We start from the raw sequence: 17,211 nt of genomic DNA, 5'->3' as shown, positions 1-17,211 counted from the left end.
GCACCTGCGGATATGGACGCAATGATGGCAGCAATGATGGCTGGAGAGGCAGCACCAGAGGCAGCCGCAGCCGAGGCTCCGATAGATATTCCTGCAGATATACCTGTAGCAGAAGCACCGGTAGAGATGCCTGCAGATATGTCAGTAGCAGAGGCACTTGTAGAAAACGTAGCAGCTGAGGAAGCGCCGGCAGATATGGATGCAATGATGGCAGCGATGATGGCCGGAGAGGCAGCACCAGAGGCAGCCGCAGCCGAGGCCCCGATAGATATCCCTGCAGATATACCTGTGGCAGAGGCACCTGTAGAGATGCCCGCAGATATGTCAGTAGCAGAGGCACTTGTAGAAAACGTAGCAGCAGAAGAAGCGCCCGCAGATATGGACGCAATGATGGCAACAATGATGGCCGGAGAGGCAGCACCAGAGGCAGCCGCCGAGGCCCCGATAGATATCCCCGTCGATATACCTGTAGCAGAGGCACCTGTAGAGATGCCCGCAGATATGTCAGTAGCAGAAGCGCTCGTAGAAAATGTAGCAGCCGAGGAAGCCTCCATAGATATCCCTGTTGCAGAACCGGTTGCTCTGGATGCGGAAGCGCTTGATATAGATCCCGTTCTTGCAGCAATGATCGCTGCAGGAGATGCACCGATGCCGGGAACAGAGACCGCAGAAGCAGCCCCTGAGGTACCCGTTGAAATGGCAGCAGAGATGCCGGCAGCCGAGGAAGCTCCTGTTGAAATGGATGCGATGATGGCAGCAATGATGGCCGGCGAAGCAGCAGCCGAGGCGCCTGCAGATATGCCTGCCCTTGAAGAGATGCCCGCAGATATGTCAATGATGGAGGAAGTTCCGGAAGAGGAGACCTCTGCAGAGATGCCCGATATGATGCTGAACGTCGATGCAGATGCGCTTACAGAGCCTCCTATTGAAGAGGATGCCGTAATCGAAGGAATCAGTCAGACTCTGTCGGAGTTTGATCTGTCACAGGCAGCAGATGCCCTTACAGGTGAAGTGGAAGATATAGAGAAATTCCTTGGAGCTGAGGACTATGAGTACACCAAAGCCATTCTTGGTATGAAGACCACGATCCTTCTTCGCCTCGAGGACGGCAACACCATGGCAATCCTCTTTGATTCCGACGAATTTGATTCACTGGAGAGCGGCTTCGAAAAAGACGGCAAGACAGCTTACAAAGATATCATGAACGACCTTATCAAGGATACCATCAAGCTTGGCGGAGGTTCCAGGATTGAGAGGCACAAGGGAAGCAAGGTTGTAGCAAAATAAATAAAATAGCATTCAAAGGTGTCGTACCTATAACGGTCCGGCACCTTTTTTCTGCCCATCAAGCGCTTTTTGCAAGACAGACAGCATTTTATGCTGACGAAATACCGTAGATCAGGCGTATAATGAAATTATAGATATATTCTTGGGGACAATTTTTTTTTTTGATTAAATCGGAGGAAAAAAGTATGGATGGATTATTGGCGTTTATCACGGCAGTATGTGGGAGAATTCAGGTTGTTTCCGATCTTTTTTGGGACTTCCCCACGAATTTTTCATGGTATTCAAACATTCCCATCTTGGGAAATTTCTCACTGGCTATCATTTTGCTGATTGGCTCGGGTATCTATTTTACGATCAGACTTCGTTTCATTCAGGTTCGCAAATTCAAACATGGCATCGAGGTTCTTAAGAACAGCAAGGCCAAAACAGGAATCTCGCCTCTGGCCTCATTCTTCCTATCAACTGCCATGCGTGTCGGCCCGGGGAATATCCTTGGTGTCACCGGTGCGGTATCGGTGGGCGGCCCCGGAGCCCTGCTCTGGATGTGGATCTCAGCCTTTTTCGGAATGGCAACAGCCTTTGTCGAGTCCACCCTTTCCCAGATATTCAAGGAGGAAAAAGACGGAGAGTACATCGGAGGTATGGCCTTTTACGGCAGAAGACTTCTTAAGAATTCCGCAGTTGTGGGCGTTGTTCTGTCACTGATGTACATCATATATGCTATTTTGTGCTTCCCCGCCCAGGGCTTTAACACGGTTTCTGCAATGGGACAGATCTGCAGTATCGTAAGCGGATCAGACCTTCCTACAACTCATCCCGTATACTGGATCGGCTTTGCCATCGTAATTATTGCAACCGTTGCCGTATCCTTCGGCGGAACCAAAAAGATTTCCAAAGTAACTGACGTTCTCGTACCGATCATGGCTATCGTATACGTGGTTACAGTGCTTGTTCTGATCCTTATCAACTTCACACGTATTCCCTGGTTCTTCTATGCCATTTTTACCGAGGCCTTCAAACCTGAAGCAGTATTTGGCGGAGCCTTCGGAATTGCCCTTATGCAGGGCGTTAAGAGAGGTCTTATGTCCAACGAAGCCGGCCAGGGTACCATCACAATGCCCGCAGCTGCTTCCGATGCAGCGCACCCCTGCGATCAGGGCTGTGTTCAGGCCATCGGCGTATTTTTGGATACAATCGTCATCTGTACACTTACAGGATTTGTTGTTATCATGGGTAGAGTATGGCTTACAGATGCCGCTGACGCATGGTTTGAGCTGGGCAAGCTCCCCAAGTATCTGGCATCGGTCACAGAGCTTACACCCGGAACTTTGTTTAACAGCGCCGTGACCCTTTTGGTATCACTGTGCTTTGGGCTGTTTGCATTTACCTGCCTTCTGGGCTTCATGTCATTTTCTGAGATCTGTGCAAACAGAATCAGCAAGAGCGCCGCATTTATCAATGTTATTCGTGTAATTGACATCGCCGTTATCTGCTTCGGAATGCTTACATCAATCGTAGGAATGGACCTGGGAGCACTGTGGGATCTGTCCGATTTTGCCAACATTCTCATCGCTTATTGCAATATACCTCTTTTGTATATGGGCTTTAAGTATGTTAAAAAAGCACAGGAACACTTCGAGAAAAATGACGGAACTCCCTTCACCTCCAAGGTGATCGGAACAGAAGCGGAGGTCTGGGATAAGAAAGCCAATAAGTAAAAAACAATAAGTAAAAGATGGAGTAATTTATGAAAAATAAGTTTGTAGCAGCCATGATCCTTTCCTGCGTTATGCTGTTTGGATGTGGTCAGAAAGAAATAACCGCCGAGTCCGGAGTTTCAGAGGCTTCATTTGTGGAAGTGGTTGCAGAAGAGGAAGGTAGCGCAGAGGAGGCATCAGCTGATAAGACAGAGGCCCCACAAGCAGAAGAGGCCACAGCGCAGATGTCCCTTACAGACAAGAACGAGGCGGGCTCCGATGCATCAAGCGCTGCTACCACGCAGCCTGCAGATAAGGAAGCAGCCCAAAAAGACGATTCCGCAGCCGTAAGTTCGACAGCTCCCGCAGAACCTGATAATCAGGAGACTACTGCAGAAACTGAGAGCCCTCAGCAGCCGGAAGCAGCCGCAGCAGAGCAGCCTAAGGACTACGGAAGGATCTTTTTTATCGGAGATTCCAGAACCGTAGATATCTTCGACGGAGAAGGCTACGAGATATATGATCTTAATCAGGGCGGTGTGAGAGTATTTGCCGAGAATGGCAAAGGCTATGACTATTTGGTTGAGATTTTGGGACGTTATGATTCGGAATACGATACAGTTGTAACCTGGCTTGGCTGCAATGATCATTACAACATAGAACAGTACAAGACCTATTATGAAGGTCTTCTTGCCAGAGGAATCAACCTTGTGATCTGCAATGTGGGACCCACAGCCAATGAGTGTCTTGACGAATGGGACAGCACCAGATACCGCAACGAAGACATGGCGGCCTTTAACCAGCAGATAACCGCCTGGGCAAACGCACACGGAGTCAAAGTTATCGACATGTACTCCTACGTCTATTCCAATCTTCAGATTGACTCCGACGGAATCCACTACAGCCCCAAACCCAACTCCTTTGAATGGAGCTTTATCATGGGCTCCATGTGATTGGTGAATGCAGTAAACCTAGCTGAATTAATGGGACTGCACGGGGAAAATACCGGAAAACACGCAGTTCTTGTACGACGCGATGATTTTCGAAACGAGAGAAAAAAGGAATGTCGACTATCCATGAAAGTGAATAGGAGTCATTCCTTTTTTGAGTTACTCAGTATTAAATTTAAGCTGCGGGTCTATTGGAAGCAGATGACTGATTTGCAGCGGCCTGTTTTGCAGCTTTTCTCTTCAGATCTCTGATGTAGCAGTATACGTTAGCTGTGATACAGAAAACAATGCCGAGGAAATTGATATAAGTCTCGCTGTTTTCATCCATCTTCATACCGTAAACGGTGATGAGGTATACAATGATCAAAGGGATAAAGCATTTCAAAACGGTCAGAATGGAGTGCTTCAGGTACAAAAGACCAAAGGTTATAAGCTCGAAACAATCCTGATGTGCTACAGCTACAGAAGTTGCCATTATAATTGCGCAGCCCTGAATAAACAGGAAAAACGCAATATCAAATTCAGCCCCGGATAACACGAAGTAGCTTGCAGAAACAGCCAGTGAAATGAAAACATCAATAACAAATCTTAAGCTAGGCTTCATCTCTTACATCCTCCCCACAATCCTTTTTTCATCATAGACAAAATCCTCCTTGATATAGAATTTATGCGCCATTTGATTATATTTAACGGAAACATGCCAGTATTTTACTGCGTTCTCCTAATTCTATCTACCTAAATATTGCTATTTATCAAGCTTTTATGGCATAAATCTACATCCACCCCCCCATAAATACGAAGCTTTGACCATCCATTATCTCCTGGCCGCACATATTAGCTGCCATAGCTAATCCGCCTATATTTTGTAGGCTGATGTTTTTATGCAATTTTCATTGGACATACCTGTCGTAAAAAGTTATGATTATATCATGTACGGAAAACGCTTTCCGAAAAAACGGGTACAGTAAGGAGAATAAATGGTTTCCATCAAAGATGTCGCCAGGGAAGCAGGCGTAGCCATATCAACTGTTTCCAAGGTGCTAAACAACTATCCCAACGTCAGCGAAGCAACCAAAGCCAAGGTAAATGAAGTAGTTGAACGCTTGGGGTTTGTACCAAACGCCGTAGCCGCTACCCTTTCTTCCAAGAAGGCAGGCAGAGTTGCACTTCTCATCAAGCTCAATCTTGAGACCCAGGCCAGTGACGAGATCGGCATGCAGTACATATCAGGAGCCGTCCATAAGGCCAAGGAACTGCAGCTGGATGTCATCACCGTTTTTACTTCCATGATCGAAGATATGAACCTTGAGGAAGTCACCAGCTATTTTGCCTCCCAGGGGATTAAGGGCATCATCGTTTACGGCCTAACCACTAAGGACAAGGTCCTTCATAGGCTCATTGACAGCGGAAAATTCAAGATGGTGGTCATCGACGCACCAATGGTAAATGACACTACATCATCCGTCAGCGTCGACCATGAAAAAGCGCAATATGACGTTGCCAAGAAGACCATTACGGAGAACAAGTGCAAGAAGGTTCTGTACATTGCCGGAGAAGAAAACGGCTATGTCACCGCAGAGAGGCTTAATGGTATCAAGAAGCTCTGCACCGAGAAAAAGCTCAAGCTCACCGTAAGAAACGGCGGTTTCTCTGAGCTTAAGGCCAGAGAGATCACCATGAAATTTGCCAAGAATACAAACTGCGTTGTCTGCGCCTCGGATCTTATGGCCATCGGAGCCATGAAGGCTCTGATAGACATGGACATCTTCAGACCGGTCTGCGGCTTTGACGGGATACTGCTCATGGGCTACGCCGGTAAGCAGATGAACACAGTCAAGCAGGACTTTGTTAAGATCTCTGAGGAAGCTCTTATTGAGCTGGACAGACTTATGAGCGGAGAGAAGGGCAGAAAAGTAGTGATACCCCATACTCTGGTGAGAATCAAGTATGAGGATATTATCCGCTGAGATTATTTTGTAAGAAAAAACTTGCGGAAAACGTTTTCTCATGGTAAAGTATGTATTATGAATTAAGAAAACGTTTTCCTGGGAAAATTGTTTTTTATTGCGAGAGGAGATATTAAAATGTCTAAGCACACCAACATGCAGCGCGACGTTCTGGTTCTTAATCTTGAAGAGCAGCTTGAGCAGCTGGCTGACGAGAAGTTTGGCAAGAGCCTAAGGGAACTTACGGACCGCGAGACCTACTTCGTTCTTCTGGAGATGACAACACGTCTTATGAATGTTGCCGAGGTTTATAACGGTGAGAAGAAGGTTTACTACATTTCAATGGAGTTCCTTATCGGTAAGCTTCTTTCCAACAACCTTATCAACTTGAGAGTATATGACAGAGTTAAGGCTATTCTTGAGAAGAACGGCAAGAATCTTGCAGATATAGAGGAGTGCGAGCCTGAGCCTTCACTTGGTAACGGCGGTCTCGGAAGACTTGCAGCATGTTTCCTTGATTCCATCGCAACCCTTGGACTGGCCGGAGAGGGCATCGGACTCAATTATCACTTCGGACTTTTTAAGCAGGTATTCAAGGATCACCTTCAGAATGCAGAGAAGAACGACTGGATCGAAGACCAGTCCTGGCTTGAGAAGACAGATACTACCTTCGAGGTATCTTTTGGCGATAAGAAGGTTGTTTCCCGTCTCTATAACATGGATGTTGTGGGCTATGACACCGGAGTTAACAAGCTCCGCCTCTTTGACATTGAGTCCGTAGATGAGAGCCTTGTTAAAAAAGGCATCGACTTTGACAAGACCAAAATAGATAAGAACCTTACTCTTTTCCTCTATCCGGATGATTCCGATGAGGCAGGTAATCTTCTTAGAATATATCAGGAGTATTTCCTGGTTTCAAATGCAGCACAGCTTATCTTAAGAGAGCAGAAGGAGCGTCAGTATGACCTTCACGAGCTCCATAACCATGCGGTTATCCAGATCAACGATACACATCCTACAATGATCATTCCTGAGCTTATCAGGATTCTTGTTGAGGAGAAAGCCTTCAATATCGATGAGGCCATCAACGTTGTAAGTAAGACCTGTGCCTACACCAACCACACAATCCTGGCAGAGGCTCTTGAGACCTGGCCCCTTGAGTATCTTGAGAAGGTGGTTCCTCAGCTTGTTCCTTACATCAAGGAGCTGGATAAGAGAATCCGCGACAAGTACAAGAGAAATTCCAAGGTTTGGATCATCGACAAGCAGAAGAAGGTACATATGGCCTTCATCGATATCCACTATGGCTTCTCAATCAATGGTGTAGCAGCTATTCATACAGAGATCCTCAAGAACAGTGAACTTAATGATTTCTACAAGCTCTATCCTGAGAAGTTCAACAACAAGACCAACGGAATCACCTTCCGCAGATGGCTTCTTTCCTGTAACCATCCGTTGGCAGATTTCCTGTCAGAGACCATCGGAGACGGCTTCAAGAAGGATGCAAACAAACTTGAGAAGCTCCTTGACCACATCGACGATGAGGCAGTTCTCGATAAGCTCGAGGCCATCAAGAGAGGCAAAAAAGAGGAGCTGGTTGCTTACCTCAAGGAGCACGAGGGAGTAGAGGTTGATCCCGATTCCATTTTTGACATTCAGGTAAAGAGACTTCACGAGTACAAGAGACAGCAGATGAATGCTCTTTACATTATCCATAAATACCTTGAGATCAAGGGCGGCAAGAAGCCTGCAAGACCTCTTACCTTCATCTTTGGTGCCAAGGCTGCTCCTGCCTATGTAATCGCAAGAGACATCATCCACCTTATTCTTGTTCTTCAGGAGATCATCAACAACGATCCTGATGTTAACAAGTACATGAAGGTAGTTATGGTAGAGAACTACAATGTAAGCTACGCTGAGAGACTTATCCCTGCCTGCGATGTATCAGAACAGATCTCTCTTGCATCCAAGGAAGCTTCCGGAACCGGCAATATGAAGTTCATGCTGAACGGCGCCGTAACCCTTGGAACAGACGATGGTGCCAACGTAGAGATCCACGAGCTTGTAGGCGATGACAACATCTACATCTTCGGTGTCAGCGCTGATGAAGTAATCGAGCACTACAAGAAGGCTGATTACGTTTCCAAGGATTACTACAAGAAGAGTAAAGTAATCAAGGAAGCTGTTGATTTCATCACCAGCAAGGAAGCCCTTAAGGTTGGTCACAAGGAGAACCTCAAGAGACTCCACGACGAGCTCCTTAACAAGGACTGGTTCATGACTCTCATCGACCTTGAGAGCTACATAGAGAAGAAGGATCAGATCTTCGCTGATTACGAGAACCGTGATAAGTGGAAGAAGATGATGCTGACCAACATTGCAAAAGCAGGATTCTTCTCCTCAGACAGAACAATAAATGAATATAACAGAGATATCTGGCATCTAAACTAAGTTAGGGCTTGAACTGAATCCACGCGCCCCGGACAGAAATGTTCGGGGCGTTTTTTCATCTTATGTTCCTGATTTTTTCCTTTACCTTAACTGACCATGGCGATATAGTAAGATGTGACATTTTTTGGTTGGCTTTCAACATGAGGTTATGACATGGACTATATTCATACAGTGCAATATTACGAAACTGACAGGATGGGGATCACACACCATTCCAACTACATCAGGTGGATGGAGGAGGCAAGGGTGGATTTTCTTTCGCAGATAGGCTGGGATTACGCCAGACTTGAGGAGATGGGGATCATCTCCCCGGTCCTTAATGTAACCTGTGATTACAAGAAGACAACGACCTTCGCTGATCAGGTTTCGATAAGTGTTTCAGTAAAAGAGTTCAAGGGAGTTAAGCTCCACCTTGCTTATGAAATGAAGAATAAGGACGGAAATGTGGTTTGCCTGGGCACATCATCCCATGCTTTTCTTAATACGGAGGGCAGACCAATAAGGATGAAGCAGGAGTATCCTGAATTATTTAACACTCTTTCCGGGCTTGTTGCAGCAGACAATTGATTTTAGTTTTTTATAGGAGGATATCATTATGACAGAATTAGAAACTAAGGCCAGGAATTTTCACAAAAATGGCAATAACTGTTCAACTTCCCTGGCGTTAGCATTTGCAGAGACGCTTGGTGTATCTGAGGATGAGGCAAAGAACCTGGTGCCTGCTCCAAGAAGTATTGATGGTAAATGCGGAACATATCTGAGCGTTGTAGCTATGCTTGAAAAACTTGGTATAGATAAGGCTGCCGAATATGAGAAGGCCTTTCTTGATAAGAACGGAAGTCTTGATTGTAAGACCCTGATCGCTCAGAGAACCGGCACAGGCAGAACCTGCAATGATCTTGTTGGCGAAGCTGCTGCCATGCTTGAAGAGATGATAAAGAATGCCTGAGCATGCTCTTGTAAACACAGGGGCGCAGCTGACTGCTGATGATAATGCCATAATAAGTACTATTGCTAAAGTAATCTGCATTTTACTGGCAATTTGGATAGTCAAAAATACAGATAAGTAAAGGGATTTTATGATCTTTTGGATAATTGCAACGATTTGTGCCTTTTTTGTTAAGGGCCAGTGCGGGTTTGCCAACACTCTCGTTTTTACCTCAATACTGAGCTTTGGCAATGCCAATATAAATATTTCTCCGGTGGAGCTGATCCTTGGCTATCCCACCAATCTGATAATCAGCTGGAAAGAGCGCAGATCCATAGATTTAAAAATCTGCATCCCGCTATCGGTTCTGGTGATTGCCGGCAGCCTTGGAGGTGTTCTTTTTCTTAAAAATGCTGATGTGACAGTCATTAAGATTATCTTCGGCGTGCTTGTGATTTTGGTTGGTATAGAGATGCTCTTTAGAGAGTTTTCTTCGAAAAAAGCGAAGCAGTCGAGGATACTTCTGACGGTCATAGGTATTTTATCAGGCTTTTTGTGCGGCCTATACGGCGTGGGAGCACTGCTTGGCGCATATATAGGCAGAGTGACTGAGGATTCCAAGGCTTTCAAGGCAAATATCTGCCTGGTCTTTGTGATTGAGAACTCCTTTAGGATCATTCTCTACAGTCTGTATGGAATAATCACCTTAGAAGCTCTGAAGATGGCTCTATGGCTGGCACCATGCATGCTGGCCGGTCTTGGGGCAGGCATGCTCAGCGCCCGTGTGATCGACGAGAAATATGTGAAAAAGATTGTGATAATTATGCTGATCATTTCCGGAATAGCCTTGATACTTACTAATGCAGCCTGATTTGTATTTGCTGCTTTTTCCGCGGTAAAATAAGTATATGGAAAAAAAGAATTACACCTATTTGGTAGAATGTGCCGATGGCACTTTATATTGCGGCTGGACCAATGACCTGGAAAAGCGGATGGCGGCTCATAATGAAGGCAAGGGGGCGAAATATACCAAACCAAGGCTTCCGGTAAAGCTCGTTTATTATGAGGAGTTTGAGACCAAAGAAGAGGCCATGAAAAGAGAGTACAGCATCAAGCAGCTAACCAGAAAGCAGAAAGAGAAGCTGATCAGCGGTTGGCCAATACCATTATCTATGAAGGCGGAGAACCGCAAGAAATTACAGATGAAGAGGTAGAGGCATTGCTTAATGAGCATCAAACCGAGCCGCAAGGAATTGAGTGGAAGAAATTTTGATCTATTGACAATGTAGATGACAAGGGGACGATTTTTATACCAATGGGGACGGTTCTAAATGGTAAAGTTTTTTCTTTGCAAAAACTTTACCATTTAGAACCGTCCCCATTGGTATAAAAATCGCCCCCGTATCACATCCTCAAGCTCTACTATCACCCCAACAGCTCCAGCAGATCCTTCCTCGAAAGGCTCGGAGTGCTAAGTGAATCCGAAGATAAGAGCTGCTCAGCCAGCTCTTTTTTCTTGTTCTGAAGGAGAATAATTCTCTCCTCAATAGTGTCCTGCATGATAAGCCTGTATACGGTCACCACGTTCTTCTGGCCGATTCTGTGGGCTCTGTCGGTGGCCTGATTCTCGACGGCGCGGTTCCACCAGTGGTCGTAGTGGATGACGATGTCTGCTGCAGTCAGGTTAAGGCCTGTGCCGCCGGCTTTAAGCGAGATGCAGAATACAGGTGTTTCATCTTCCTGGAAGGTGTCAACCATTTTGATGCGATCTTCCTTCTTGGTGGCACCGGTAAGGAGATAGTAGCTGATGCCTTCTTTCTTAAGCAGGGCAGTGAGTCTCTCCAGCATTGATGTAAACTGGGAGAATACCAGCATCTTGTGGCCACTCTCTGCAGCACTTTTAATCATCTCAAGGCACAGATCCGCCTTGGCGCTGCCTCCCTGATAGCCATCATAAACAAGGCCGGGATCGCAGCAGATCTGGCGAAGTCTTGTAAGCTCCGACAAGATAACGATCCTGTCCTTCTTGAAATCTTCATCGCTCTTAAGCTCCACCATCATCTTGATATGCTGAAGCCTTGCTTTGTAGAGCTCTGCCTGCTCCTTGGTCATGGGAGCGTAGATGTTTTCCTCAAGCTTATCCGGAAGGTCCTTAAGGACATCCTTCTTAAGACGACGCATCACAAAAGGCGCGATCATCTTGCGAAGCCTCTCCATGGCACTTTCATCCTTCTCGGAAACAGCAGGTCCCTCCAGCACGTCGTGGAATTTTTTGTAGCTGAAAAGATACCCCGGCATACAATAATCAAATATGCTCCAGAGCTCGCTGAGCCTGTTCTCTATAGGAGTTCCGGTAAGGGCAATCTTAAAGGAAGCGCTGATGGACTTAACTGCCTTTGCACCTTGCGTGCTTGGATTCTTGATAAACTGTGCTTCATCAATGATCTCACATTCAAAGGAAAGATACTTGTACAGCTCAATATCTCTTCTCAAAAGGTCATAGGAAGTAATGATAACATCGGTACCTTCCTCGTTAATCTCCGAGGTGACCCTCTCTCTGTCGGGCTTTATTCCAACCGCCAGCTCGCAGTGTAGCTGCGGTGTAAACTTCTGTATCTCATGCTGCCAGTTGTAGACCAGGGAAGCAGGACACACGATAAGGGAGCACTTATTCTTTTTGCCCTCCTTAATATTTTTCTCCTTGATGGAAAGCAAAAGAGTAAGCACCTGCAGCGTCTTACCAAGGCCCATATCATCTGCCAGTACGGCGCCAAAGCCGTTTTTCCTAAGTCTTGCAAACCACTGGAAGCCGGTCTTCTGGTAATCTCTGAGAACCTCCGACAGACTCTCGGGCAGAGGAATAGCTTTTTCGTCTTCGTTAAAAGAGTCCACCAAAGCCTTGAATTCTCTGCTTCTTGACAGATGCGGCCCCAAAAAGTCCTTACTCTGTCCCGACAGATCGTCCAGGAACAGCGCCCTGAACTTAGGCACCGCTGCGTGTCCCTCAAGAATATCCTTGGAAGTCAGCGACAGACCGTCCCTTAGTGTATACAGTAGCTCCATCTCATTGCCTGAGAGGTCCACGATATCTCCGGACTTAAGCCTGAAGTATTTTTTCTTCCTGTCGTATCTGGTAAGAATCTCGTCCAGCTCATCATTTGTCAGATCCTCCGGCACTATGGACAGCTGCAGAAGGTCTGAAACAACGGACACACCAAGAGAGATCTTGGGCGACTTAACAATATGAACAGCCTTGATGTTATCGGACAGATAGACCTCTCCGATGCGGTCAAGGGACGGAATGTCATCGGTAATAAAGGTATAGATCCTATCGCTTTCTGCGGATTCGCCCCCGAGGATCAGAAGTCCTTTTTCCGCATCAAGCTTGTCAAAATGGGGGCTGATGGCCTTGGCGGCCTGATTTTCTGCAAAAAGATTGCGTCTTATAACGGGGAGCTGCTCCTTGTCACGGGCATCGTTTGCATCAAAAGCCGAGGCCTCCTCGAAAACATGATAGGCCTCTTCGGTATTTTTTCCCTCATGATAAAGAGCCTGCAGGTCGCAGGTTACGGTGAAGTCGTCAGGCATGTCGATATAGAGCCTGAATTTCGGAATATCGGGAGTGTACATGGATGCCTCAAAACCATCGGAGCCTACGTTGAAATACTCCTCGATGACAGGCAGGAGCCCCGTTGAAAAAACAGGCAGATCCTTTTCCGAAATAAACAGCTCATTCTCAGTCCTTCTTGCGGACAGGAATCTAAGGAAAGGAATAACAGGCTCAGCGTCCACTCTCGGGATCATGTGGAGCTTCCTGCGCCTCTCGAAATACAGATAGGAATAGCCCTCGAACATGGTAAAAGAGCTGGCTTCGAAGGTGATGCCTCCCGGCGTCTTGTCAATGTGAAGGTCAATGGGCGGAAATACGGGAACTATCTCCAGATAGCGCTCCTCGCTGTATTTTGCCCGGAAATCGTTATTCACGTAGTAAACTCCTGAAACGGAGCTAAAGAACTCGTCAATCTCATGGCCCTCAAGCTCGATCTGCTTGCTGTGGCCCTTGGCGTAGGAGTAGGTGAAGCCATTCTGTTTATGTCTGAAATAATCCTTAAGGAATCTGATTATCTTTTTTGACGCATCGGAGAAGGCCGACAGATCGTGGGTGAATTCCAGATGCTTGCCGTAGCTGACGGTGCTGTTCTCATCAATTGCTTTGATAAGCTCCGCGATGTCCTTAAGCACGTAGCTGTGGCCCTGACCGGAATATATGTTGAAGCTTAAGGTGATCTTGTCCTTGTTAAAAACGAGATGTGGCTCAAGCTCCACCAGCGCTGCCTTCTTGTATAAAAGAGGCGTATCGGATTCGGGAGCGTAGGCTCTCAGCAGATTTTTGGTCTCAAAGGAGGTGTAGTGGAAGTCCTTGGGAGCATCGGAAATAAAGCGTCTTCCGGAGGCGCTTATGGATCCTGTCTTAAAAAAATCGTTACTGTTATTTGGCATTTTTCCATTCCTTAGTGAGTCAGATATCCCTCGAGAGTTGCAAAAACATCCCGAAAATAAGCTTTTCTTGTGGCTTCATCGGCATTGAAGATCTCATGTTTGGAGGTGGGATAGGGGTGAATCCTGGCAGCGGGAGCCAGTCCGCTAAACTCTTCATAACCCGCCTCGTCTATAAGATGATCGCGGCCTGCGGTCATAATGGTGATGGGAAGTCGTAGCTTTCCCGCATTTCTCATAATATCATCGTGAACCCGCATACTGGCAAGGGCCCAGCCATAGGTTGCGCCCCTTGTCTGATAGTGCTGATCCCTTATTCTTAGCATTAGCTGGTAATCGAATCTGGGTCTGGAAAGAGCACTGCTCTTGTCAAAATCCGGATTGGGATCAAAGTGCTTCTGATTGGGCCCCAGGTCGTACATTTTTCTGAAGATTATCGCATAGGCCTTAAGGAGAATGCGAAGGACGGGATTGACATTGCCCGCCAGTAGCTTGAACATCGGGGAACTAAGGATAGCTCCCTTGTAGTAACCATCATAGGTCTCAAGAAAAAGAGTGCTTATGGCGCCTCCCATTGAGTGGGCGATGATGAACATATCAAGGCCCCTGCTCTCGGGAACCACCACCTTGTCCACGAAACGGTGAAGGTCCTCCACGTAGGTCCTGTAGCTGTCGATATAGATGGTGTCCACTGCCTTGGGTTTTCCCCCGGAATAGCCGTGACCTCTTTGTTCCAGGAAAAAGACCTTGTAGCCAGCTTGGGTGAGATACCAGATGTATTCATGGAATTTGCCGAAGAATTCGCCAAGACCGTGAACCAGAGTGATGCTGGCTTTTGGGGCTCCTTCGGGATCGCATACATAGTAGTTAAAATCTATGTTGCCCCTGCCCTTTAGCTGACCTCTGGTGACATATTTTTTGCGCCAGTCCTTGACTTCGTTTTCCATGGCGGAGAGGAAATCTTCCTCCCCAAGGAGCTTAACATTATTCATGCTTCCTCCGATTCTCTGTAGCTAAGAAGGGAATTGGCTTTGTCCGGATAATTGGTTATGATGGCGTTTACTCCCAGCTCAATGCATCTCTTGATATCAGCGGTGCTGTTGACGGTCCATACGTTTACATCAAGTCCGTGTTTTCTGCAGTCTTCCATGAAATGAGGGTACTGCAGGTTGTAAAGAGCGGGGTGAAGTGCATCGACGCCCTGCTGATGTCCGTAGAGGGGCATGTCGAGGGATCCGTCCGCATACAAAAAGCCCAGTTTGGCGTCGGGATCGATCTCTTTTATCTTCATGATCGAATAATGGTTGAAGGAAGAGTAGATGACTCTGTCCTGCCAGTTCTTTTTATGGGTAAGATCAACGATCTTTTCCTCGATTCCGGGGTAAAAGAAGACGCCGGTCTTGAGTTCTATATTGATGGTGAGTCCTGTGGGATCCAGGAGATTAAATACTTCCTCCATGGTTGGAATTGTGGCATCCTCATAAAAAAGATTGCCATTGCAGAAATTGAACTTCTTAAGCTCAGCCAGAGTATAGTCTCTGACAAATCCCGCACCGTTACTGGTTCTGTCTATTTTTTCATCATGACAGACGACAATCGCGCCGTCCTTGGTAAGCTGAATATCCAGTTCAACGCCGTCGGCTCCCATTTTGGCCGCAAGATCAAAGGCCGAGAGGGTGTTCTCCGGGGCGTGGCCGCTGGCTCCTCGATGTGCCCAGATAAGTGGTCTGCTCATATTTATTACCCCCGTTTGGTAAAAAATGTCATCTATTAATTGTATCATTTTAGAAGATGCCATTCAATTGAAAAAGCGTCATAAAATCTGAGTGAAACTTAGTGAATCCATTGACAGAGGTGGGCTCATTCTGTAAAATAATAACGCGTGTCATTGAAAATCTTAATGACATTCTATTAAAAAATCTTTGGGGAGGCATAAAAACATGTCCAGAAAAGCAACCATTACGCAGAAAGAAATAGTAAATGCGGCATTCAAGATTACCAAAAGAGAAGGTTTTGAGCAGATAACATCAAGGAAGCTTGCGGCAGCAGCAGGATGCTCCACACAGCCTATTTTCCGCATTTATGAAAATATGGATGCGCTTAAAAAGGACGTTTACGATAAGGCAGCCGTTTACTACGAAGATTATTACAACGATTACACCAAGTCCCACGAGGTTCCTTTCGTTGACCTGGGTCTTGCGTACATCGGATTTGCTCAGAAGTATCCTCATCTGTTCAGACTCCTTTTCATCTCTGAGCAGGGACCTGAGTCCAAGAGCATGTATGACCTTGTAAATGGCAGTAATGAGAATGTTGTTAAAGAGATAAACAAGGCAGTTGCCAAGGGTGCAGGTAATGCACAGGATCTTTTCATGAAGATGTGGATCTTCATCCACGGCGCAGGCTGCATGGCTGTGACCGGGGATTATGATCTGGATGAGGCTTCATCCGTAAGTATGCTTGAGTCAGCCTACATGGCTTTCAGCAAGTAATAAGCGTTTATCAAGGGGGATGTAATGCGCTTCGAAGCGGATGTTGATGTTATTACCAGAATAAATGAATGTTATCCCAGGATGAGTAAGGGCAAGAAGTCAATTGCCACCTATATCTGTGACCACTATGAGCAGGCTGTTTTCATGACTGCGGCAGAGCTTGGCAGGATCGTGGGAATGAGTGAATCCACCGTTGTCCGTTTTGCCATGAGCCTTGGCTACGATGGTTATCCCGAGTTTCAGAAGGCGCTTTCTGTTTGGGTCAGCGACAAATTTGGCTCAGTTCAGAAGGTGGGAAGGAAGTTTGGCAAGAGCAATGAAGGCGAGATATTGTCCACCATCCTTCAGTCGGATATTTCGAATATAGAGCACACGATCAACAACATCGACGTGGCAGCCTTCAAGACTGCCGTTGACATTATACTTAAGGCCAGGAACCTTTATATCGTGGGCATCAGAAGCTGCGAGCCCCTGGCGGATTTCCTGCACTTTTACATGAATATGATAAGAGGCAACAACTTCCTTATCAAAACCACCAATGTCAGCGAGATGTTTGAGCAGATGATAAGGATCAACGACAGGGACGCAATCATAGGAATCAGCTTCCCCAGATATTCCATGAGAACCTTGAAGTGCATGGAGTTTGCCAATGACAGGAATGCCAAGGTCATCACCATTACAGATTCTGTTCATTCGCCCATGAACCTGTATTCCTCCTGTAACCTTCTTGCCAAGAGCGAGATGGCTTCCATCGTTGATTCACTGGTGGCGCCCCTTAGCGTTATCAATGCGCTGGTGGTGGCTCTGTGTATGAAAAAGCCTAACGAGGTTCAGGCAGACCTTAAGATGCTGGAAGAGACCTGGAATAATTATCAGGTTTATTTAAATGATGAGATTGATTTTGCTTCCGACGATCCGATGATCGGTTATCCTTACAGATCAGGGAACGTCAACAAGTAGGAG

14 protein-coding genes and 1 pseudogene are annotated in these 17,211 nt (G+C 46.4%); 11 read left to right on the top strand and 4 right to left on the bottom strand.

Features of this window, described 5'->3' with window-relative positions:
• From G588_RS22725 to G588_RS0107985, 3 genes and pseudogenes are all read left to right on the top strand, one after another.
• A pseudogene (locus G588_RS22725) lies at window positions 1-1,287 on the top strand (hypothetical protein); the annotation flags it as partial.
• Window positions 1,288-1,472: 185 nt separating this feature from the next.
• Window positions 1,473-3,005 (top strand): alanine/glycine:cation symporter family protein, encoded by a 1,533-nt coding sequence (locus tag G588_RS0107990; protein ID WP_022778224.1) that lies wholly within the window; start codon window positions 1,473-1,475, stop codon window positions 3,003-3,005.
• Window positions 3,006-3,034: 29 nt separating this feature from the next.
• Window positions 3,035-3,937, top strand: a complete 903-nt coding sequence (locus tag G588_RS0107985; RefSeq protein ID WP_022778223.1) for an SGNH/GDSL hydrolase family protein — start codon at window positions 3,035-3,037, stop codon at window positions 3,935-3,937.
• Window positions 3,938-4,109: 172 nt separating this feature from the next.
• Here the strand turns inward: G588_RS0107985 and G588_RS0107980 are convergent, their stop codons facing one another.
• On the bottom strand, window positions 4,110-4,538 hold the full coding sequence (locus G588_RS0107980) for a hypothetical protein (protein ID WP_022778222.1): 429 nt from the start codon (window positions 4,536-4,538) through the stop codon (window positions 4,110-4,112).
• 373 nt (window positions 4,539-4,911) lie between these two features.
• Here G588_RS0107980 and G588_RS0107975 point away from each other — a divergent pair, with 373 nt between their 5' ends.
• The 6 genes from G588_RS0107975 to G588_RS0107945 all read left to right on the top strand — a co-directional run bounded on the left by G588_RS0107975 (window position 4,912) and on the right by G588_RS0107945 (window position 10,473).
• A complete protein-coding gene (locus G588_RS0107975; protein WP_022778221.1) occupies window positions 4,912-5,901 on the top strand; it encodes a LacI family DNA-binding transcriptional regulator in 990 nt (329 codons plus the stop codon).
• 117 nt (window positions 5,902-6,018) lie between these two features.
• Entirely contained in the window at window positions 6,019-8,331 is a 2,313-nt protein-coding gene (locus G588_RS0107970) for a glycogen/starch/alpha-glucan phosphorylase (RefSeq protein WP_022778220.1), read from the top strand.
• Window positions 8,332-8,484: 153 nt separating this feature from the next.
• Window positions 8,485-8,898 (top strand): acyl-CoA thioesterase, encoded by a 414-nt coding sequence (locus G588_RS0107965; protein WP_022778219.1) that lies wholly within the window; start codon window positions 8,485-8,487, stop codon window positions 8,896-8,898.
• A gap of 28 nt (window positions 8,899-8,926) precedes the next feature.
• On the top strand, window positions 8,927-9,280 hold the full coding sequence (locus G588_RS0107960) for a C-GCAxxG-C-C family protein (protein ID WP_022778218.1): 354 nt from the start codon (window positions 8,927-8,929) through the stop codon (window positions 9,278-9,280).
• Window positions 9,281-9,410: 130 nt separating this feature from the next.
• Window positions 9,411-10,130 (top strand): sulfite exporter TauE/SafE family protein, encoded by a 720-nt coding sequence (locus tag G588_RS0107950; protein WP_022778216.1) that lies wholly within the window; start codon window positions 9,411-9,413, stop codon window positions 10,128-10,130.
• A 37-nt stretch (window positions 10,131-10,167) separates the two neighbouring features.
• The gene (locus G588_RS0107945) at window positions 10,168-10,473 is read left to right on the top strand and encodes a GIY-YIG nuclease family protein (RefSeq protein WP_022778215.1); all 306 of its coding nucleotides are present in this window, start codon (window positions 10,168-10,170) and stop codon (window positions 10,471-10,473) included.
• A gap of 211 nt (window positions 10,474-10,684) precedes the next feature.
• Here G588_RS0107945 and G588_RS19625 read toward each other — a convergent pair whose 3' ends face one another.
• Genes G588_RS19625 through G588_RS0107930 form a run of 3 tightly spaced genes read right to left on the bottom strand, consistent with a single transcriptional unit; the run spans window position 10,685 to window position 15,491 of the window.
• A complete protein-coding gene (locus tag G588_RS19625) occupies window positions 10,685-13,759 on the bottom strand; it encodes a DEAD/DEAH box helicase (RefSeq protein WP_022778214.1) in 3,075 nt (1,024 codons plus the stop codon).
• Between the two features lie 11 nt (window positions 13,760-13,770).
• Window positions 13,771-14,748: an alpha/beta fold hydrolase gene (locus G588_RS0107935; protein WP_022778213.1), complete on the bottom strand. Its 978-nt coding sequence runs from the start codon at window positions 14,746-14,748 to the stop codon at window positions 13,771-13,773.
• Complete coding sequence (locus tag G588_RS0107930) at window positions 14,745-15,491, bottom strand: glycerophosphodiester phosphodiesterase (protein WP_022778212.1); 747 nt, start codon at window positions 15,489-15,491, stop codon at window positions 14,745-14,747. Before G588_RS0107930 ends, G588_RS0107935 begins: the two co-directional genes overlap by 4 nt.
• A gap of 205 nt (window positions 15,492-15,696) precedes the next feature.
• On the opposite strand from G588_RS0107930, the gene G588_RS0107925 reads away from it, so the two are divergent.
• Together G588_RS0107925 and G588_RS0107920 are read left to right on the top strand one after the other, a co-directional pair.
• Window positions 15,697-16,248, top strand: coding sequence for a TetR/AcrR family transcriptional regulator (locus G588_RS0107925; RefSeq protein WP_022778211.1), 552 nt, complete (start codon window positions 15,697-15,699; stop codon window positions 16,246-16,248).
• 24 nt (window positions 16,249-16,272) lie between these two features.
• Entirely contained in the window at window positions 16,273-17,208 is a 936-nt protein-coding gene (locus tag G588_RS0107920; protein WP_022778210.1) for a MurR/RpiR family transcriptional regulator, read from the top strand.
• Window positions 17,209-17,211 lie beyond the last annotated feature (3 nt).

Origin of the sequence: Butyrivibrio sp. AE3009 (assembly GCF_000420845.1) — a bacterium.
GTDB lineage: Bacteria > Bacillota > Clostridia > Lachnospirales > Lachnospiraceae > Butyrivibrio.
Note: the sequence above shows the minus strand (reverse complement) of the source record. Positions and strands in the feature narration are given on the sequence as shown.